The organism is Kocuria massiliensis, assembly GCF_900169715.1.
Classification (GTDB): Bacteria; Actinomycetota; Actinomycetes; order Actinomycetales; family Micrococcaceae; genus Rothia; species Rothia massiliensis.
In genome coordinates this window covers 1,158,662-1,178,942 of the sequence record NZ_LT835161.1, presented here as the reverse complement: position 1 = coordinate 1,178,942, position 20,281 = coordinate 1,158,662, and the positions used below count along the sequence as shown (strand labels likewise).

20 protein-coding genes are annotated in these 20,281 nt (G+C 57.9%); 16 read left to right on the top strand and 4 right to left on the bottom strand.

Features of this window, described 5'->3' with window-relative positions; translation table 11 throughout:
* Positions 1 to 33: 33 nt before the first annotated feature.
* Positions 34 to 1,170, top strand: a complete 1,137-nt coding sequence (gene dnaJ / locus B9Y51_RS09625; protein WP_048678355.1) for a molecular chaperone DnaJ — start codon at positions 34 to 36, stop codon at positions 1,168 to 1,170.
* 9 nt (positions 1,171 to 1,179) lie between these two features.
* Positions 1,180 to 1,932 carry a 16S rRNA (uracil(1498)-N(3))-methyltransferase gene (locus B9Y51_RS09620; RefSeq protein ID WP_065424195.1) on the top strand — a complete coding sequence of 251 codons (753 nt, stop codon included), beginning with the start codon at positions 1,180 to 1,182 and terminating at the stop codon, positions 1,930 to 1,932.
* Positions 1,933 to 1,937: 5 nt separating this feature from the next.
* On the opposite strand, the gene B9Y51_RS09615 is transcribed toward B9Y51_RS09620, so the two are convergent.
* A complete protein-coding gene (locus tag B9Y51_RS09615) occupies positions 1,938 to 2,282 on the bottom strand; it encodes a hypothetical protein (protein ID WP_085529522.1) in 345 nt (114 codons plus the stop codon).
* Positions 2,239 to 2,859, bottom strand: a complete 621-nt coding sequence (locus B9Y51_RS09610; RefSeq protein WP_085529521.1) for a GerMN domain-containing protein — start codon at positions 2,857 to 2,859, stop codon at positions 2,239 to 2,241. Before B9Y51_RS09610 ends, B9Y51_RS09615 begins: the two co-directional genes overlap by 44 nt.
* Before the next feature lie 280 nt (positions 2,860 to 3,139).
* Here B9Y51_RS09610 and B9Y51_RS09605 point away from each other — a divergent pair, with 280 nt between their 5' ends.
* The 5 genes from B9Y51_RS09605 (at position 3,140) to B9Y51_RS09585 (ending at position 8,616) form a co-directional block, all read left to right on the top strand.
* Positions 3,140 to 4,120 (top strand): PhoH family protein, encoded by a 981-nt coding sequence (locus B9Y51_RS09605; protein ID WP_143468069.1) that lies wholly within the window; start codon positions 3,140 to 3,142, stop codon positions 4,118 to 4,120.
* A gap of 59 nt (positions 4,121 to 4,179) precedes the next feature.
* Positions 4,180 to 4,650 (top strand): rRNA maturation RNase YbeY, encoded by a 471-nt coding sequence (gene ybeY / locus B9Y51_RS09600; protein WP_085529745.1) that lies wholly within the window; start codon positions 4,180 to 4,182, stop codon positions 4,648 to 4,650.
* Between the two features lie 6 nt (positions 4,651 to 4,656).
* Complete coding sequence (locus B9Y51_RS09595) at positions 4,657 to 5,946, top strand: hemolysin family protein (protein ID WP_085529519.1); 1,290 nt, start codon at positions 4,657 to 4,659, stop codon at positions 5,944 to 5,946.
* Positions 5,947 to 7,023: a GTPase Era gene (locus B9Y51_RS09590; RefSeq protein ID WP_085529518.1), complete on the top strand. Its 1,077-nt coding sequence runs from the start codon at positions 5,947 to 5,949 to the stop codon at positions 7,021 to 7,023. It begins immediately after the preceding gene.
* Between the two features lie 108 nt (positions 7,024 to 7,131).
* On the top strand, positions 7,132 to 8,616 hold the full coding sequence (locus B9Y51_RS09585) for an LCP family protein (protein WP_245826131.1): 1,485 nt from the start codon (positions 7,132 to 7,134) through the stop codon (positions 8,614 to 8,616).
* Here B9Y51_RS09585 and B9Y51_RS09580 read toward each other — a convergent pair.
* Positions 8,613 to 8,852 (bottom strand): hypothetical protein, encoded by a 240-nt coding sequence (locus B9Y51_RS09580; protein ID WP_085529516.1) that lies wholly within the window; start codon positions 8,850 to 8,852, stop codon positions 8,613 to 8,615. The genes B9Y51_RS09585 and B9Y51_RS09580 overlap by 4 nt on opposite strands.
* A gap of 5 nt (positions 8,853 to 8,857) precedes the next feature.
* On the opposite strand from B9Y51_RS09580, the gene leuA reads away from it, so the two are divergent.
* From leuA to B9Y51_RS09560, 4 genes are all read left to right on the top strand, one after another.
* Positions 8,858 to 10,594 (top strand): 2-isopropylmalate synthase, encoded by a 1,737-nt coding sequence (leuA, locus tag B9Y51_RS09575; RefSeq protein WP_085529515.1) that lies wholly within the window; start codon positions 8,858 to 8,860, stop codon positions 10,592 to 10,594.
* A gap of 98 nt (positions 10,595 to 10,692) precedes the next feature.
* Positions 10,693 to 11,448: a DNA repair protein RecO gene (gene recO / locus B9Y51_RS09570; RefSeq protein ID WP_085529514.1), complete on the top strand. Its 756-nt coding sequence runs from the start codon at positions 10,693 to 10,695 to the stop codon at positions 11,446 to 11,448.
* On the top strand, positions 11,448 to 12,224 hold the full coding sequence (locus B9Y51_RS09565; protein ID WP_048678338.1) for an isoprenyl transferase: 777 nt from the start codon (positions 11,448 to 11,450) through the stop codon (positions 12,222 to 12,224). Before recO ends, B9Y51_RS09565 begins: the two co-directional genes overlap by 1 nt.
* Positions 12,225 to 12,292: 68 nt before the next feature.
* The gene (locus B9Y51_RS09560; protein WP_281252097.1) at positions 12,293 to 13,387 is read left to right on the top strand and encodes a quinone-dependent dihydroorotate dehydrogenase; all 1,095 of its coding nucleotides are present in this window, start codon (positions 12,293 to 12,295) and stop codon (positions 13,385 to 13,387) included.
* 83 nt (positions 13,388 to 13,470) lie between these two features.
* Here the strand turns inward: B9Y51_RS09560 and B9Y51_RS09555 are convergent, their stop codons facing one another.
* Positions 13,471 to 14,070, bottom strand: coding sequence for a DUF3043 domain-containing protein (locus B9Y51_RS09555; protein ID WP_053089920.1), 600 nt, complete (start codon positions 14,068 to 14,070; stop codon positions 13,471 to 13,473).
* A 106-nt stretch (positions 14,071 to 14,176) separates the two neighbouring features.
* Here B9Y51_RS09555 and B9Y51_RS09550 point away from each other — a divergent pair, with 106 nt between their 5' ends.
* The 5 genes from B9Y51_RS09550 to B9Y51_RS09530 all read left to right on the top strand — a co-directional run bounded on the left by B9Y51_RS09550 (position 14,177) and on the right by B9Y51_RS09530 (position 19,333).
* A complete protein-coding gene (locus tag B9Y51_RS09550) occupies positions 14,177 to 15,562 on the top strand; it encodes a dipeptidase (RefSeq protein WP_048678335.1) in 1,386 nt (461 codons plus the stop codon).
* A gap of 130 nt (positions 15,563 to 15,692) precedes the next feature.
* Positions 15,693 to 16,055, top strand: coding sequence for a HesB/IscA family protein (locus tag B9Y51_RS09545; RefSeq protein WP_048678649.1), 363 nt, complete (start codon positions 15,693 to 15,695; stop codon positions 16,053 to 16,055).
* A gap of 293 nt (positions 16,056 to 16,348) precedes the next feature.
* Entirely contained in the window at positions 16,349 to 17,206 is an 858-nt protein-coding gene (gene ctaC / locus B9Y51_RS09540) for an aa3-type cytochrome oxidase subunit II (RefSeq protein WP_048678334.1), read from the top strand.
* A gap of 10 nt (positions 17,207 to 17,216) precedes the next feature.
* Positions 17,217 to 18,920, top strand: a complete 1,704-nt coding sequence (gene ctaD / locus B9Y51_RS09535) for an aa3-type cytochrome oxidase subunit I (protein WP_048678332.1) — start codon at positions 17,217 to 17,219, stop codon at positions 18,918 to 18,920.
* Between the two features lie 11 nt (positions 18,921 to 18,931).
* Positions 18,932 to 19,333, top strand: a complete 402-nt coding sequence (locus B9Y51_RS09530; protein ID WP_048678331.1) for a cytochrome c oxidase subunit 4 — start codon at positions 18,932 to 18,934, stop codon at positions 19,331 to 19,333.
* Positions 19,334 to 20,281 lie beyond the last annotated feature (948 nt).

Genomic DNA, 20,281 nt, shown 5'->3' with positions numbered 1-20,281 from the left:
ACGCGGCATCTGGCCGCAGATTAAGGAACTTCAGTGAGCGATCATTACCAGACTCTCGGCGTTTCCAGAGACGCTAGCCCGGAAGAAATCAAGAAGGCCTACCGCAAGAAAGCACGGACCCTTCACCCAGACGTGAACCCCTCGCCTGAAGCGGCAGAGGAGTTCAAGCGCGTGTCACACGCCAATGATGTCCTCTCGGACCCGGAGAAACGCCGGATCTATGACGCGACCGGAAACGAAAACGGTACGAACACCGGTTTCGGTGGAGGGTTCCCGGGATCTGGTGGAGGTTTCGGTTTTTCCGATATTTTCGAGACTTTTTTCCAAGGCGCAGGTTCGCCTCGCGGCCCAGAAAGCAGGGTCCGTCAGGGCCAAGATGCCTTGATCAACGTTCGCGTATCTCTCCAGGATGCGGTCTTCGGCACCGAAAAGGAGATCACCGTGGACACTGCGGTGACGTGTTCGGTGTGCGCCGGCCACGGGACGGAAAAGGGAACCGAACCCGAAACCTGTACCGTATGCCACGGTCAGGGTCACATCCAGCGCCAGGTTCAGTCGATCCTGGGCAATGTCGTGACGACCGCAGAGTGCCCCAGCTGTAGGGGATTTGGCACCGTTATTAAGCATCCCTGCCAGGAGTGCTACGGCGAAGGACGCGTGCGCCAGCGCAAGCCCCTCACGCTCAAGATTCCGGCGGGCGTTTCCACAGGAACGCGTATCCGCTTGAGTGGCCAAGGCGAGGCCGGTACCGGTGGTGGCCCGAACGGGGACCTGTATGTCGAGATTCGTGTTGCTCCAGATGAAACCTTCACCCGTGAAGGCGATGACTTGCATGCCCGCATGACGGTCCCCATGACCGCCGCTGCTTTGGGCACGACCATTTCCCTGAATACCTTCGACGGACCTCAAGATGTGAGCGTCAAGGCAGGAACCCAAACGGGGCAGACCACAACCTTGCGTGATCTCGGTGTGAGCAAGCTTCGAGGTTCAGGGCGAGGAAACATCGTCGTACATTTCGAGGTAGAAACCCCGACCAAACTCAGCGAAGAGGAGCGGGATCTGCTCCGTCGTCTGGCGGAACTGCGTGGTGAAGAATCGCCGGTCGGTGAAACCGTCCAGAATTCCGGTCACGGATTCTTCTCGCGACTTCGCGACAAATTTCAAGACTAGGCGCATCACATGACACGCCCGGTTTTCTACGTTGACCCTGGTGACCTTGAAGGTCGCGCCCTCGGAGACTCCATGTCGTTGGGTGGCTCCGAGGGGCACCACGCCAAGAACGTCAAGAGGATCACGACGAATGAGTCGATCGACCTGGTCGACGGCCGCGGACATCGCGCCGTTTGCACCGTGACATCTGTGGAAGCGGATGGATTGAGGCTGACGCTTGCTTCGGAGGTGAACTCGGACCCCGCGTCGGGCATCGTCCTCGTGCAGGCTTTGGCCAAGGGCGACCGCGATCTGATGGCTGTCGAGATGGCGACCGAACTGGGTGCGTCGGCCATCGTGCCGTGGCAGGCAGAGCGGAGCATCGTCCGATGGAAGGGAGACCGGGCAGCTAAAGCCCATGCCAAGTGGGTCAAGACGGTGGAAGCGGCGGCCAAACAGGCGCGCCGCTCCTTAGTCCCCAGGGTCGAACCATTGCACAGCACGCGTCAGCTGACGAATATTCTGGGGCCGGGCGACTCGATGTTCATTCTTCATGAAGAGGCACAGGTCGCTCTAACAACCGTTACGGCCCGAGAGAACGATGACTCGGGAACTGTGTTCCTCGTGGTCGGGCCAGAGGGTGGCATTGGAGCGGACGAAGCGTCCATGCTCGAGGCCGCTGGCGGCCAATGCGTTCGACTCGGATCGGAAATTCTGCGGAGCTCGACCGCTGGCGCCGCAGCGATGTCGGTACTCCATGCGATCCGAGGTTCCTGGGATTAGACGCGCTATCGGCCTTTGACGGTGAACGTGTGGTCGTCAGTGATGCTGATGTCGTGACCCTTGACCGCGAAACTGGGATCCCTGAGGTCTTCGGTCCGGATATACATGCGAATGGTGTATTTCCCTGTGGGGAGTGACTTGCTGAACTGAATTTCCTGAAGCCCATCGTCCTGTTCGGAGAGATTCTCCTCGCCGGATGCCACCACGTCGTCGTTGGTTTTGATATCCCAATACACCTTGGACGCAATATTCGAAGCCACCATCTTGACGCTGAAGGTCGACGTGGTCTGTTCGTCTTGACTGGGATCAATGATCCACAGGGGAGCGGCTGCAGCCTTGTCTCGGGTCATCGGGCTTCCAAGCGTTTGCCCCCCCAAAGGTGAACCCCCGTCGTCCGTCGACCAGAATGACCACCTTAGTATCGGGGCCCGCTTTGCCGATTCCGGCGACGGCGGCGGCAGCCGTTGCTGTATAGATCAACTGTTGGATGGCCATCCGAGCCTCGGTAGGGGTAGCCGCCATATTGAACATGTCGGGGGAGACGTCAACGGTCAGCGTTCCCGTCGCCGACATAGACGACCCAACGCGACTCGCGGGCTTCCACGCGGAGTGATAGTCGCCGTCTCGCGGATGAGTTTTTGACAGCATGGCAATGGTCGTGGACACGATGTCGCCGCTGGGCGCCGCATCCTCAGCCTGATAATTGCTGTATTCACGGAAGAGATACGAAGAATTCGACGTCTGGCCCACCCAATACAAGGGGACTTTCAAATCGCTGGGCGACGGCGCGGATGTCGGTTGTTGTGACTCTTGGGATTGGCTGGCCTTATTCGCGGCGTCGAGAACGCCGCATCCACTCAGGGAAGTGGCGATAGCGATCAGGATGACGACGGCCCCTGCCGTTGATCGCCGGCCTCGTCTCGCCATCGCTATCCCTCTCCACCTGAAACCGTCCGATCACGGATCTTTCAATTCTTCCCCGCACAGTCTACGTGGGCTTTCGTGCTCGTCGATCCCGAGGAGTCGGGAATTGGATGGAGACCAACAGATACTCGCGGTAGTCTGGAAAGAAGAGATGGGCTCGAGAAGTCTCGGATCCATATTTCGCACAGGAGAGGTTTTCCCACATTTGACCACCGCATCTACGCCGGGGCTATCGCGACCGTTATCCGTGTCTCGGACCTATTCATTCAAGAGCCGCGAGTCCATGGTTCAGGTTTTAGGCCCCCAGGATTCGTCCATCTTGGTGATTGAACGTGCGTTTTCGGACGTATCCTTTGGGCTCAAAGGCCTGGGTGTCTCGGTTTCCGGACCATCGGCGCAGGTAGATCTTGTGATCCGCTTGTTGGAAGAACTTGAGGTGCTCGCCGGACAAGAAGTTCGCATCACAGCGGAAGTTGTCAAACGGCTGGTGGACCTCCTGGTGAAAAATATGGCCACGGCGAGCCCCACCATGTCGCAAAATATTTTGTCTTCCCGGGGACGAAAGATCCGCCCCAAAACTGTCAACCAGTCAGCCTACGTGGACGCTATTGACAGCAATACGGTGACCTTCGGCATCGGTCCCGCGGGAACGGGCAAAACATATCTGGCAATGGCCAAGGCCGTTCAGGCTTTGCAAGCCAAAGAAGTTACTCGGATTATTCTGACTCGCCCAGCCGTAGAGGCGGGGGAGAGTCTCGGATTCCTGCCCGGTAGCCTCAACGAGAAGATCGATCCATACTTACGGCCGCTTTACGACGCCTTGCACGACATGATGGATCCCGAATCGATCCCTCGACTGATGGAGGCCGGAACCATCGAGGTTGCTCCGCTGGCCTATATGCGCGGTCGAACTCTCAATGATGCCTTCGTCATTTTGGACGAGGCACAAAATACCACCGTAGAACAGATGAAGATGTTCCTGACTCGGTTGGGTTTTGGCTCGAAGATGGTCGTCACCGGTGACGTCACTCAGGTTGATTTACCGACCGGATCTACCTCAGGTTTGCGACAGGTTCAACGGATCCTTGACGGTGTGGAAGATATTCATTTTGCTCGACTTCAGCCGGTGGACGTGGTGCGCCACCAACTGGTCAGCGATATCGTGACGGCGTATGGACGATGGGAAGAAGCCCAGCAGGCCGCGACGCAGCAACGCCATGACCGAAAAAACGCACCGACGGAAACCCGGAGTGATGGCGCATGAGCGACAGCACGAAAGATTCGGATGTGTCACTGCCGAATGTGACCATAGATGTCTCCTCGATGGAGGACCATTCGGACCAACCCGTCCTTGATGAGGCCACAATCCAGAATCTCGCCTCGCTCGTCGCTTTCAGCTTCACTCAACTCAAGGTAAAGGCCTCCACCGAACTCGGCATCGCCCTGGTGAGCGAAGCCGAGATGGAGCGCTTGCACCTGGATTGGATGGAGCTTCCTGGGCCGACCGATGTGATGTCGTTTCCCATGGACGAATTGACTCCGGGAACTTCGGAGCAGTGGGCCGAAGGCGCGCTAGGTGACATTGCACTTTGCGCGAGTGTGGCCGCACGCCAGGCCAAGGCGGCGGGACACAGCCTCTCGGATGAACTGTGCTTGCTTACAGTTCACGGTATTTTGCACTGTCTTGGCTTTGACCACGGAACTCCCGAGGAAGAGGCCGAGATGTTTGGAATTCAGCGAAGCATCTTGGAAGAATTTCTCGGTCATCCTGCACCCGTCGAAACGAGGCAATAACACCGCATGATCACGGCCCTTCTCATCGTCGTGACCGTGGCTTTGCTGGCGGTCGCTTTTGTCTTGACCGCCACAGAGTCGGCGTTTACTTACCTTCCCCGGCACGAGGCGGAAAAAGCCTCTCAGGCTGAAAGCCGCGCGAGCCTGCGTCGTGTCTTGGCCGACCCTCGTCCCTACATGCACGCTCTGCGGTTCGTGCGTATTCTGTGCGAATCGTTGGTCACGGTCACCCTGACCATCATGTTTTTGCGATTCATGCCGTGGATGTGGCTGGCCGCAGCTTGTGCCGTAGTGATCGCCACGGTTCTCGGTTTCGTCGTGATTGGGGTGACTCCTCGCCATGTCGGACGGGCGCACCCCCTCGCCGTCGTGACCAAGACGTCCGGACTCCTGCGATTCCTGACGGCGATTCTGGGCCCCGTTCCCCGACTCCTCATGCAAGGCGGTTCTGCGGTTTCTCCCGCGACGGAGGAAAATGCCGGCTTCTTCACAGAAGAGGAGCTCCGGGAATTTGTGGATCGGGCGAGTGGCAATGACGTCCTCGAAGACAACGAAGCGGCCATGTTGCACTCGATCTTCGACCTTGATGACACGCGGATCCGTTCGGTGATGGTTCCTCGGACCGACACCGTGACCTTTGATCTGGACGACACATTGGACAATGCGTTGAACCTTTTCCTCCGGTCGGGCTATTCCCGAATCCCGGTGATGGGCGAAGATTTCGACGACGTCCGGGGATTTCTCTACCTCAAGGATGTCGCCGAGGCCATGTTCAACACGTCTGCTACTCAGAATCAGCCCACTGTCACGTCGCTGTTGCGGCCCGCTCGTTTTGTGCCGGAGTCGCAAAAGGTTTCGGAGCTGCTACCCATCATGCAGCGTGAAGGAACCCATGTGGCCATCGTGGTCGACGAATACGGTGACACCGCAGGGTTGGTGACATTGGAAGACCTCATTGAAGAACTCGTGGGAGAAATCGTCGATGAATACGATGCCGCCGAACCCGAGGTAACGCCCGAAGGCGACGCATACAGAATCTCGGCTCGAACGAGCATCAGCGACCTCGGTGAACTCTTCGACATGGATCTTGAGGACGACGACGTCGAGTCCGTGGGAGGGCTCCTCGCAAAGGCGCTAGGACGGGTCCCGATCGTTGGGTCCAGCGCGGAGATCTACGGAATTGGTCTGAAGGCAGTTAAACTGGAGGGACGTCGAAATCGCGTGGGGACGATCCTCGTCTGGCGCGAGTCGGCTCCCAACCATAACGAGGCGCACACAGCCTCGGAGGAGCACTAAATGGAATTTGCCACGGTCCCCGAGGACTTTGTCGCGGGATTCGCGGTTTTGGTCGGTAGGCCCAACGCTGGAAAATCGACTTTAACCAATGCCCTGGTAGGCCGAAAAGTCGCGATTACGTCGAATCGTCCCCAGACCACACGACATACCATTCGTGGAATCGTTCACTCCAAACATTCCCAGTTGATTCTGATCGACACTCCCGGACTTCACCGTCCGCGGACACTTTTGGGTGAGCGCCTCAATGATCTTGTTGCGGAGACGCTCGCCGAAGTCGATGTGATCGGTTTTTGTATTCCCGCGGATGAAAAAATTGGCCCGGGGGATCGCTACATCGCATCGCAACTTGCAGCCGCTGGCAATAAGCCCATCGTCGCTATCGTGACCAAATCGGACAAAGTGACCCCGGACAAGCTCGCCGAGCAGCTTGTCGCCGTCTCCGAATTGGGCCATGAGGTCATGACGGCCGAACGCAAAGCCCGCCAAGAGCGATTAGAGCGTCGTGCGGCTAAGGGCGGCAAGGCACGAGCGAAGGGCTGTTCTGAATTGTTCTCGGGCGACACCCAACGCTCGGAGGCCAGTCGGGGTGACAACGACGGCGGCGGAGGCTGGGCCGACGTTATTCCCGTTTCCGCGGTCCAGGAGTTCCAGGTCGAACAGGTGGGAGAAGTCCTCAGCTCACACTTGCCCGAGTCCCCTCCGTTGTACCCAGATGGCGACCTGACGGATGAGCCCGAAGCCGTAATGGTTGGGGAACTCGTGCGTGAGGCCGCATTGGAAGGCGTCCGGGATGAACTTCCTCACTCCGTCGCTGTCACTGTCGAAGAAATGATGGATCGTGAGGATCGTCCAGAAGACGACCCCATGATTGATGTGCACGTGAACCTCTATGTAGAACGCGACTCTCAGAAGGCCATCATCATCGGCAAACGTGGCGCCAGATTGCGCGACATTGGTACCACGGCCCGCCAGGGCATTGAAGCACTTCTCGGGACCAAGGTGTATCTGAGCATCCATGTGAAGGTCGCTAAGGACTGGCAACGTGACCCTCGCGCCTTAAGGCGCTTGGGCTTCTGACCGGAAATGCAATAGTGCGCGCCGTGGACGGACATTTGTCCTCCCCGGCGTTGTCACGCATAGAATGAACGAAATTTTACGGTAGCCCACTTTCGAGAGGATCCATCTGTGACGCATGCGCCGGAAACGTCTGAAGACAGCCAGGCCACGTCTCTGACCCCCAGAGGGCGCCACTATCAAAACCGCGCCAGAAACTCCCGGCGGGGCATGTGGTTGGCTCTGTGTTGCGTTGGACTCCTCGTGGTCGTGCTGGGCGCCGGAGGTTTCGCGGCCATGAGGCTTCGGTCGAACGTGAGTACCGAAGCGCTGAACCTCGGCGACCAGATGAACGGCGGCTCCCAACTCGCCGACGGCCCCCTCGATATTTTGGTCATTGGCTCCGACACTCGGTCTGGAAATAACTCCAATTATGGGAGTGCGAGCGACGAGGAATCGGGTGCTCGCTCAGACGTCATGATGCTGATGCAGATCAGCGAAGACCACAAGAACGTCAACGTTCTTTCGTTCCCTCGGGACCTGATGGTCGATATTCCACAGTGCAAGGGCTCCGACGGAAAGGTTTATCCGGCCGAACAGGATACCCAGATCAACGAATCGCTGACCAACGGTGGACCCGGTTGCACGGTGGCGACGATCAATAAACTCACAGGCGTCAACGTCGATCACTTCATGCTGGTGGACTTCAACGCGGTAAAGCAGCTCAGCTCGGTGGTGGGCGGCGTCAACGTGTGCGTCAATAAGCCGATTAAGGATGAATATTCCGGACTTGACCTGCCCGCTGGACACTCCGACGTCGAGGGCGAGCAAGCTCTGGCCTTCCTGCGTTCCCGCCATGGTTTTGGTGATGGCTCTGACACCAGCCGCATTCAGGCCCAGCAGGGCTTCCTCGCGTCCTTGATGCGGAAGGTGAAGTCACAAGGAACGCTATCTAATCCGGGCAAGATGTACGGTATCGCGGAGGCTGTCACTCAGAACGTCACCGTGGATCAAGGATTTACTGATCCCGCGACCCTTGTGAGTGTCGGACGAATCTTGTCAGGCGTAGACCTGTCGAAGATTGTCTTCGCAACGGTTCCGACCGAGCCCTATACCTACGACCAGAACAAGTTGCAGCTCAGCGCGGACTCAGAACAGGTCTTCAAAACGTTGCAAAAAGATGGCTCCTTGGCCGACTCACAGGATGACAAGTCGCCTCAGCCCGATCAGTCCTCGACGGCGTCGATCGACCGCACCGTTCCGGTGTCGATGTCGAATGCGTCGGGTAAACAGGGTCGCGCCCAGGACTTGAGTTCGAATGTTGAACACTTGGGATACAGCAACGTGACGTACCAGGAGCTTGCGGATTCTTCCGATAAGACGACTATTCAGTACCCTGCCGGCTACCAGGATCAAGCCCAAGAACTTGCGAGCCACTTCGGTGTGGGGTCCACGGAGGTAGTTGAAACTGCGGGATTGTCTGGAATCAGTGTCACCGTTGGTAAAGATTTCACGTCGGGCGACACCGTGAAGAAGGACTCGTCGCAAAAGATCGTCGGGGGAGCGAACGGGCAGACGGCAGATCAGCAGACCTGTCAGCAGGCCTTCGAGTACTAATTCACGGGAACCATCTCAGAGGAGCTGCCGAGGCCCGGGTGTATCACGATGTGGACACCGGACGACTCGATGAATGTGAGTGCCGACACCGGTGGTAGCTTGGCACTCGTGAAACTGACGCGGTCTAACCTCCTCCTTAGGTGCCGTAGCGAGGCTTCGATCATCGAGTAGGCCGACACCTCGCTGCGGAGGATTGTCGCGCCGGCCTCAGTCTTCATCACCTCAAGGGAGAACACCTACGATGACTTTTCCGCAGAAACCTTCTGGCATGCCGATTCACAAGTACCGGCCTTTCCAGGAGGAGATCAACGTACAGTTGCCGGATCGAACCTGGCCCGACAAGGTTATGTCTCACGCCCCTCGCTGGTGCGCCGTGGACCTTCGTGACGGCAACCAGGCTCTGGTTGATCCCATGGATACTGACCGAAAATTGGCCATGTTCAAATTGCTGGTCTCCATGGGATACAAGGAGATCGAGGTCGGCTTTCCGGCTGCTTCTCAAACCGATTTCAATTTCGTACGTACCCTCATTGAAGATCGCCTCATTCCGGACGACGTCACCATTCAGGTCTTGGTGCAATGCCGTGAACATCTGATCGAGCGCACGTACGAGGCCATCGAGGGTGCTCCTTCGGCCATTGTTCACTTCTACAATTCAACGTCCGTGTTGCAGCGTCGTGTGGTTTTCCATCAGGATCAGGATGGAATCATGGACATAGCGCTCAACGGTGCTCGCTTGTGTACAAAATACGAGGAGCAATTGAGTACGTCGGTGCCCATTACCTACGAATATTCGCCGGAGTCCTATACGGGCACCGAGGTCGAATATGCGGCACGCGTGGCGAATGCCGTCACCCACGAGTTGGGTATTGGCGACGACCGGCAGGTCATCATCAACCTTCCGGCGACCGTCGAGATGGCCACCCCCAACGTATACGCTGACTCCATTGAATGGATGCACCGGCACCTGGACAACCGGGAGAATGTCATTCTGTCGCTTCATCCTCATAATGACCGAGGCACAGGGGTCGCAGCGGCGGAACTGGGGTACTTGGCCGGAGCCGATCGCATCGAAGGTTGCCTCTTCGGGAATGGGGAACGCACGGGCAACGTGGACCTGGTCACCTTGGGCCTGAATCTGCTGACTCAGGGAATTGATCCGCAGATTGACTTTTCCAATATCGATGAGATCCGTCAGACCGTCGAGTACAGCAATCAGATCAAAGTCCACGAACGTTCCCCATATGGCGGCGACCTGGTCTTTACCGCATTTTCCGGTTCGCACCAGGACGCGATCAAAAAGGGCTTCGACGCTATGGCGGCCGACGCGAAGCAAGCCGGCAAGGATATCGACGAGATGGAATGGGCCGTACCGTACTTGCCGATCGATCCGCAAGACTTGGGCCGAAACTATGAGGCTGTCATTCGGGTGAATTCGCAGTCAGGCAAGGGCGGCGTCGCCTATCTGCTGAAGCAGCAGAAAGGCCTGGATATGCCCAAGCGCGCTCAAGTTGAATTCTCGAAGGTCGTTCAAAATCGAACTGACAGCGAGGGTGGAGAGATCACGAGCGTGGCATTGTGGGACATCTTCAAGGATGAGTACCTGCCTGCTCGTGAAGAGCGTGGAGAACCGCGTTGGGGTAAATTCCGTATCGCGAAGATGTCCACGGAAGCAACGGAAACGGGCGATACGACCCTGAAGCTCAAATTGGACGTCAACGGTCGTGAAATCGAGCGTTCAGGTGTGGGTAATGGCCCGATTGACGCATTGACGCGCATCCTTGGGCATGAAGGGGTCGATGTCCGTGTGATGGACTACTCCGAACATGCGCTCTCGGCCGGCGAATCCGCTCAGGCCGCCAGCTACGTGGAAGTGGCGGTGAAGGACAGGGTCTTGTGGGGCGTCGGAATCGATGCAAACACGACTCGTGCCGGACTCAAGGCCCTGATTTCGGCGGTCAACCGAGCATTGCGCTGATCCGGACAGGCTTGGTCTGGTCCGCCTCGACGACGTCGTGCAGGCGCCCCGAAGCGGACCAGACCGAACGCCGTGGTCAGGCGTGAAATAATCATGAAGTGCCTACCACCACTGCAGCGTCTCGGAGCTACCGGGATACCCTCATCGTTCTCAGGACGTATCCGCTGGGGGAATCGGATCGAATCGTCGTGGGTTTATCGGCCCATCACGGACTGATTCGGACAGTCGCCAAAGGCGTTCGGCGCAGTACATCGAAGCTGGGTGCCCGGCTCGAGCCTTTTATGATCAGCGATGTGTCCCTGGTTTACGGACGCAATTTGGATACCGTGACGCAAGCGGTCACCCGTAAGGCCTATGCGGCCCCCATCGTCGCCGACTATGTCGCCTACACACACGCGGTCGGCATCGCTGAGGTTGCCGAATACCTGGCACAGGCCGATGAAGAAACGGGACATCAGCTCTACAATCTCACGGCGGGCGCTCTCTCCGCTTTGGCCCGATCGGCCCACGAAGTCTCCGATATCTTCAACTCCTTTCTGATTCGAGCCATGAAAATTGGTGGTTGGTATATCGAGACCGAGCGCTGTGTTCGATGTGGTTCCGAGGACAACCTCCGCGCGTGGAGCATGGCTGGGGGCGGGCTTGTTTGCGATTCTTGTGCGCAAGCGGGCGACCGGCCGCTATCGGCTGCCGCAGTGGCCTACTTTCAGTCGGTCGCTCGGGGAGATTGGGAATCCCTTGATTCCGTCCGGAACAGCGAGGTGGCCAACAAGGTCGGGGACCTCCTCCAACGTTATGTACAGTGGCACGTGGAACGGGAGTTCCGCTCGTTCGCGTTGCTCGAAAGGAATTGATGGTGGTTCTAGCGCCATATCCTCACCCGTCGGGGCAACAGGCTCCCGAGATCCCGCAGAAGTTCATTCCACAACATGTCGCCGTTGTCATGGACGGAAATGGCCGGTGGGCCAACGAGCGAGGCCTGCCCCGAAATGAAGGCCACAAAGCGGGTGAACGTGCACTGCTCGATGTCGTCGCCGGTGCCATTGAGATGGGAGTGCCGGTCGTCAGCGCGTACGCCTTTTCCACGGAAAACTGGAAACGTTCGCTCGACGAGGTCAGCTTCCTCATGCGATTCTGCGGCGACGTCCTGGAACGGCAGCTGGAAACCCTCAAGTCGTGGGGTGTGCGTATTCGCTGGGCCGGCCGACGGCCGAAATTGTGGAAGTCCGTCATCCGGCAACTAGAAATTTGCGAACGGGAGACGCAAGGCAACACCGTGTGCACGCTCGTGATGTGCGTGAATTATGGTGGGCGTGCCGAAATTGCCGATGCCGCTGCCAGAATCTCCAGTGATGCGGCGCAAGGGGTCATTAAACCGGGGCAGATATCGGAAAAAACCTTTGCCAAGTACCTGTATGCTCCGGAACTGCCCGACGTGGACATGTTTCTTCGGACCTCCGGGGAACAGCGATTCTCGAATTTCCTCTTGTGGCAAAGTGCGTACGCGGAAATGGTTTTCATGGATGTTCTCTGGCCCGACGTCGACCGCTTGGTGTTGTGGAAGGCGATTGAGGAATACGCGCGTCGTGATCGCCGGTATGGTGCGGCGGTCGATGCGGTTTCGGGCTAATCCCCGCGACGCAAAACCTCAAGTTTAGATAGATGGTTAAATCGTCAGGACAACGACCAGGAGTCAGGGTGCCCAGAATCTACCCCACTTTTTTCAAGATCGTTTTCTCCGGAATGGACGCCGAAAAGGCACATTCGTGGGGATTCACGGGAATCAAAGCCTTTCGGGCCTGGGGCCTCTCCAAGGTTCTACGCCGAGCTCTGGCCCCCGACCCTCGACTCAAGACCGAGGCTTTGGGAATGACCTTTCCGTCCCCGTTTGGGTTGGCCGCCGGCTTCGACAAAGGAGCTACCGGCGTCAATGCGTTAACCGACCTCGGATTCGGGCACGTGGAAGTCGGTACGGTCACGGGACAGGCTCAACCGGGGAATCCGCGGCCTCGACTCTTTCGCCTCATCGAGGATCGGGCCGTCATCAATCGAATGGGATTCAATAACGACGGTGCGGATTCCATAGGACCACGGCTCGCATCGGTTCACGCTGATCTCTGGCACGATCACCGTGACGGAACTCGTCCCGTCGTCGGGGTCAACATCGGCAAAACTAAAAAAGTCGCCCTCGACGACGCCGTTGAGGATTACCTCCACAGCGCCAGAACTCTCGCGCCGCAAGCCGACTATCTTGTGGTTAATGTCAGTTCGCCGAATACCCCCGGGCTCAGGGACCTTCAGCACATCGAATCCCTGCGACCATTGTTGACGGAGGTCGGGAAGGCCGCCGACGACGCCGCACGCCGCCACGTACCCTTGCTCGTTAAGATTGCCCCGGACCTGACGGACGAGGAGATCGCTGCCATCGGAGATCTCGCCCTAGACGTGAATCTCGACGGAATCATTGCGACGAATACCACCATCGAGCGTCAGTCCTTAGGTCTTCGTTCTACTCCCGACGAAATTGCCCACTGTGGCGCAGGCGGTCTGTCCGGTGCCCCGTTGCGCGAACGGTCTCTCGCCGTCTTAAAAATGCTGCGACAACATGTCGGTTCAGAGATGACGATCATCTCTGTCGGAGGGGTGAGTACTGCGGAGGACGTTCAAGAACGGTTAGATCACGGTGCGAATCTAGTCCAGGGGTATACGGCCTTTCTCTACGAAGGGCCGTTCTGGGCCGCAAGAATCAATCGCGGACTGGCAAAGTTTCGACGCCGTCAGGGTCGACCCTGAGGGAAAGCGAGTAACGCAAAAGGCACGGATCGAGTTCCTCTATGGAGGAATCGGTCCGTGCCTTTCTGTGATGTCGAGGGCCTCTAGGAAGGGAACTCGCCGCGTCTGACCATGGGCTTGGGCATGCGCAATTTCCTGATCATCATGACCCGGTTGAAGACGTACATGCCGGAGCCTGGCTCGGCGGAACCAAATTTCTCGACGACGACTCGCTTGAGTTTGCGCCACAAAATGAAAAAGTCCAATACCCAAATGGCGATGAAGATCCACATGACCCAAATCGTGTACTGCTGGATATGTAGCGGCATGAGGAGGCCGATGATGAATATCGCGAGCAGCACGATGATGAAATAATCACCGATATTGAATCGGGCATCAACATAGTCTCGAAGGAATCGGCGTTGAGGGCCACGGTCTTTGATCGGCAAGTAACGGTCATCGCCTGTTCGCATGGCTTCGCTCTGACGCTGTCGCGCTTCTTGTGCGGCAAGCCGCTGCTTTTCCTTGGCAAGTTTTCGATCATCAGGGACCAACGGCCGTTTACGGGCCTGTTCACGTTCCTTGCGCGTGGGAGTTGGGCGGCCCTTTCCCTGTTGCGTATGCGCTTCGGCTTCAGTCATCGAAGGCGATGACTGATCCTCTGCGGCGTTGTCATGGGAGGTTTTCTTCTTGCTTCCGAACACTCCTTCAGGATACGTGAAACTCGTAGCTATTACCGTCAGTAGCTGGGGGAGTCCTAGAGTGGCTCTCACAACCTAGATCCCGGCACACCCTGGAAAGCGTGAATATATGCCTAATCCTCAAGTTGAAATTGAAGTCAAGAATTCCGTAGACAGCCGCTTCTCTTCGGCGCTGGAAACCCTGAAACGGCTCGTCGCCATTCCGTCGGTCGCGTGGGAGAGTCACGATCTGACGAAGGTACGAGAGAGCGCCGAAGCCGTCAAGGAACTCGCGCGAGAGGCAGGGTTCGACGAAGTCGAGATTTTGACGGCGCAACAACCAGATGGTCGGGACGGCATGCCGGCGGTCGTCGCTCACAAGAAGCCGAGCCCTGGATATCCCACGGTCTTGCTGTACGCGCATCACGATGTGCAACCGGTGGGTGACGGTGCCGATTGGAACACGGATCCTTGGGCCGCCACGGAGATCGGGGACCGTCTGTACGGCCGTGGCGCCGCCGACGACAAGGCGGGTGTCATGACCCACCTGACGTCGGTTGCGGCAGTTCAAGAAGTTTGTGGTGACGACCTTGGCCTAGGCATTACTCTCTTCATCGAAGGTGAGGAAGAAGCAGGTTCTCCGAGCTTCAAGAACTTCCTGCAAACCTACCGTGACAAGCTTGAAGCGGATGCCATCGTCGTCGCTGATTCCTCGAATTGGCGGGCCGGCGTGCCCGCTCTGACCACGAGTTTGCGTGGTGTTATTTCGGGAACTATCACCGTCAGAACCTTGGATCACGCATTGCACTCAGGAATGTTTGGCGGTCCGGTCGTCGATGCCAATACAGCCATGGTGCGTCTACTGGCCTCCCTTCATGACGACAAAGGGTCGGTGGCCGTCGAGGGGCTTGTGCGGGGCGATGAGCCGAGCCTGACCTATGAGGAATCAGACTTTCGGAAGGATGCCGGCACGCTTCCCGAAGCGCCGCTGACGGGTGTCGGAAGTGTGGCCTCGCGACTGTGGCAACAGCCTGCCCTGTCGATCATCGGCATGGATGTCACTCCCGTGGATCAGTCATCTAATACGATGGCCGCCACCGCACGTGCCCGCGTGAGCCTTCGAGTTCCCCCGGGGCAAGATCCCGAGAAAGCTCACCGCCTCTTGTCGGAGCACGTGAGCAAGCATGCTCCGTGGGGAAGCGAGGTCGATTATGAAGCGGGGGAGGCGGGTCAGCCCTTCGAGGCCGACGTCACCAGCGAAGCCGCCGAAGCAGTCCTGGGTGCCATGCGCTCAGCGTGGTCCACAGAGCCCGTGTTGATGGGAATGGGTGGGTCAATTCCCTTTGTCGCCTCGCTCGTCGAAACTTTTCCCCAGGCTTCCATCCTCATTACTGGCATCGAAGACCCGGATACCCGAGCGCATAGTGCCAATGAATCGTTGTATATCCCGGACTTCCAGCGAGCTATTGTCTCCGAAGCGTTGTTCTTGACCCATATGAATAAGAAGGGCCAATAGACCCTGCTTGCACCGTCACGTCGTTGATTCGGTCCCGCAAAGTCGTTGGAATACGACCGTCAAGCACGGCGTTACACTGAACTGAGACCAATGTCAGGGCTCCTCGAGGAGCAGAAAGGCCGGTGTGATGATGACTGTAGCCCCGGAAACCACCACGGAATTGCCTACTCATGGCGTGAACTTGACCGATGGTGCGGCCGAGAAAGTACGTGCTCTGCTGGAACAGGAAGGTCGCACCGATCTTCGTTTGCGAGTTGCCGTTCAGCCCGGCGGATGCTCTGGCCTGATCTATCAGCTCTATTTCGACGAGCGCGTTCTCGACGGCGATGCTGTCCGCGATTTCAATGGCGTAGAAGTGATCGTGGATCGCATGAGTACGCCGTATCTCGAGGGCTCAACTATCGATTTCGAAGACACGATCCAGAAGCAGGGCTTTTCGATTGATAACCCGAATGCCCAAGGCTCGTGCGCATGTGGAGACTCATTCCACTAAGTGACATAGATCGCGCTTGAGTGGCTCGTAATATGGCCCGGACCTTGGCAAAGCCTGAGAGTCCGGGCCATTTGCGTGTGGAGCGCACCAAATCAGGGCCTCAGGAGTCCACATCGCGCTCATGTCGCGGAACCGTTCAAAGCATGAAACCGGGTACTGTGGTGACACAGTGTCAGCGGGAATCCGCAGGTGCGAGTAAGCTGGCTCTAAGATAGAGGTGACCGGCCCGTCCAGGATTTTCGCCTGGGCCACCGTTTTCATCACACGCACGCATAGAAGAGGAAGGGCAGTCTGTGAGTTCGCAGAACCGAACCGGTAGCAGCCGCGTTAAGGGCATCGTTGCCGTTGGCGCGACCGCCGCCGCCACGCTGCTGTTGACGGGTTGTTCGGAGACCGCCGAAAACGGCTTCTTGCCAACTAAGCGCGGTACGACGGACAACGTCGACACGATCATGGATCTTTGGATTGGCTCCTGGATCGCTGCTCTCGCGGTCGGCCTGGTGACTTGGGGCTTGATGCTCTGGTGCATCATCGCCTACCGTCGCCGCAAGGGCGAGACCGGCTACCCCCGCCAGCTTGGATACCACCTTCCGCTGGAAATCATGTACACGATCATCCCGATCATCCTGATTGTCAGCCTCTTCTCGTTCTCCGACCGTGCCGAGCGTTCCGTTGATGCACGGTGGGACCATCCGGGAGTCACCGTTGAGGTTTACGGCAAGCAATGGGCTTGGGACTTCAATTACCTGGATAGCAACACGTACACCTCGGGAACGCAGGGTCACCTCGATGGCAAGCCTGGCGTGGAGAATTCCCTTCCGACCCTTTACCTGCCGGAGAACACCGAAGTTGAGCTCCAGCTGAAGTCTCGCGATGTCAACCACTCGTTCTGGGTACCGGCCTTCTTGCAGAAGATCGACACGATCCCGGGACAGACCAACTACATGGACTTCAAGACCGGCGGGCCTGGCGACTACCAGGGTAAATGTGCCGAGCTCTGCGGTGAGTACCACTCGGAGATGCTTTTCAATGTGAAGGTTGTTTCCAAGTCCGACTACGACAAGCACATGCAGGAACTCAAGGACCAGGGCAATAACGGACGCCTCGGTGATGAGTACAACCGCAATCCCACCAAGAACGAATCGAAGTAGGGGAGTACCGGTGTCTACACTCGAGTATTCAGCTGAAGAATCAACGGTTGCTCAACGTACCGTTCCTCGCTCGCGAGGCCGGATCATTGTCAGCTGGTTGACCTCGACCGACCACAAGACGATCGGGTACATGTACTTGATCGCCTCCATCACGTTCTTCCTGCTCGCTGGCATCATGGCGCTCGTCATGCGCTTGGAGTTGTTCCAGCCAGGAATGCAGATCCTTGAGACCAAGGATCAGTTCAACCAGCTCTTCACCATGCACGGCACGCTGATGTTGCTGATGTTCGGAACGCCGGTGTTCGTTGGGTTCGCCAACGTCATCGTTCCGCTTCAGCTGGGCGCGCCTGACGTGGCGTTCCCTCGCCTCAATGCGTTGGCGTTCTGGTTCTTCTTGTTTGGTTCACTCGTCGCTATCTCGGGCTTCATCACCCCGCAGGGCGCTGCATCGTTCGGTTGGTTCGCATACGCACCACTGAACTCGACGACGTACAGCCCCAGCGTGGGCGGTGACCTTTGGGTCTTCGGACTCGCCCTCCAGGGCTTCGGCACCATCATGGGCGGCGTCAACTTCATCACGACCATTCTGTGCATGCGCGCACCGGGTATGACGATGTGGCGTATGCCCGTCTTCACCTGGACCACCCTGATCACGGCAATTCTGCTGATCATGATCTTCCCGCCGCTGGCTGCAGCTCTGTTTGCCCTCGGTATGGATCGACGACTGGGCGGCCATATCTTTGACGCCGAAAATGGTGGCGCGATTCTCTGGCAACACCTCTTCTGGTTCTTCGGCCACCCAGAGGTGTATGTGCTGGCCCTTCCATTCTTCGGTGTGGTCTCGGAAATCATTCCCGTCTTTTCTCGCAAGCCGATCTTCGGTTATAAGGGACTGGTTTACGCGACGATTTCGATTGCTGCCCTTTCCGTGACGGTGTGGGCGCACCACATGTACGTGACCGGTGCCGTGATGCTTCCGTTCTTCTCGTTCATGACGATGATGATCGGGGTGCCCACGGGCGTGAAGTTCTTCAACTGGATCGGAACGATGTGGCAAGGGTCCATGACGTTTGAAACGCCTCTGCTGTGGGTGTTCGGCTTCTTGCTGACCTTCCTCTTCGGTGGCGTCACCGGCATCATCTTGGCTACGCCGCCGCTGGACTTCCATCTGTCCGATTCGTACTTCGTGGTGGCTCACTTCCACTACACGGTCTTCGGTACGGTCGTGTTCTGCATGTTCGGTGGCCTGTACTTCTGGTGGCCGAAGTTCACCGGCAAGATGCTCAATGAGCGTCTCGGGAAGATTCACTTCTGGTTGCTGTTCGTGGGCTTCCACGCCACGTTCCTCATCCAGCACTGGCTCGGTGTGGACGGCATGCCCCGTCGTTACGCGGACTACTTGCCGGAGGACGGCTTCACCTGGATGAACCAGTTCTCGACCATCGGCGCCATGATCCTCGCGCTGTCGATGTTGCCGTTCTTCTGGAACGTTTACATCACCACCCGAAATGGCAAGAAGGTTGAAGTGGACGATCCGTGGGGATTCGGTGGATCGCTGGAATGGGCAACGTCTTGCCCGCCCCCGCGCCACAACTTCACGGCTCTTCCGCGAATCCGCTCTGAGCGCCCCGCGTTGGACCTGCACCATCCGGAACTGTCCACGAACCACGACGTCGCCTCGGCTGCCCGCAAGGCCGCCACGGTGAATTCCTAGGAGGTCACAACGTGCGCGAAAATAGCATTCTCTTCTGGGGCTTGTTCGTCTTCCTCGTTCCGGTCAGCATTGTCTACGGATACATGACCAATTTTGAGGAATGGGTTGGATTCCCCGCTCTGTTGCTGACCGCTCTGATGTCGGCGTTCCTGGGCTTCTTCTTTGGCTTCACCAACAAGAAGCACCCGAACCAGCCGTCGGATAACCTCGACGGTGAGATCGCCGACGCGGCCGGTGACTACGGTTTTTACTCGCCGTGGAGCTGGTGGCCTCTCCTTCTGGGCATTGCCGCCACGATTGGCGTCGTCGCCTTGGCCATCGGCTGGTGGCTGCTGATGCTTGCCGTTCCGGTAGCTTTGGTGGCACTTGTTGGTTGGGTCTATGAATACAACCGCGGAAGCCATGCCCACTAGGGACAAATAGGTTTCTTGACGCTAGAAAGCCCCCATGCTCGTAGAGCATGGGGGCTTTTGCATGGCCACGTTGGTGGAGGCCCCGGGGGACCGACAGCTTCAGGACTCGTGTAACTTCCGCGCCCGCCGGAGACTACGCGAGATTTCTCCAAGCGCTTGCGCAAGGGCTAGGGGAAACTGAACTTGGGACGGCGCATGTGCGGGATGGCAGCATGTGCGCTGCGTGTAGTAGCAATTGTCGCGGAGGTTGGGTCCGCCCAATGCACGGGGCACGCGTAGGGTGGTGCCACATCTTTGTTGTAGAGCATGTTGGCTGCTGCCCTGCGACCCGGGCTGTCGTGGACAGCCGAACCGCGGCTATTGAGGGGTCCGACTGGAGCATCAGGAGGGGGGGTGTCCACCGCCCGTCGCCGTTAGTCGCTCATCGGGGCCGGGTGGCATCCGGCTCTTAGGCGGCGGTTGCCCGGTTGGCGGGCGCCTACCATCACGAGTGGAGAGCGTAGAGACGGAAAAGTCTCGACGTTGGGTGGCGCTTACCCGAATCGGATGTGCTTAATTCCGTTAGGTGGTGGCTACACCGCCTCCTAACAGCTGCAGGCCCCACCAAATTGGGTAAACCCCACCGAACGAGCGACCTACCGAACGGTTGCCGCCGCCGATACGGACAAACCCCGCTCAACAGACCGGAGACCGCACGGAAAACCCCACCAAATCGGACAAACGCCTCTAAACGGACCGAAGCCCGCATGGCAATCTCAACCGATACGGACAAACGCCACCGAACAGATCGAAAGACGCAAGGCAACCACCACCAAATCGGACATACGCTACCGAATGTGTTGTTCGCGATCGTATAGGCTCCAGCATCGCGTCCCTGCCACCCATTGCCGACACCGTGTAGTCCTCCGAGACTCGAGCAACATTCTTCGGATCTTCAGCGGGGTGAGA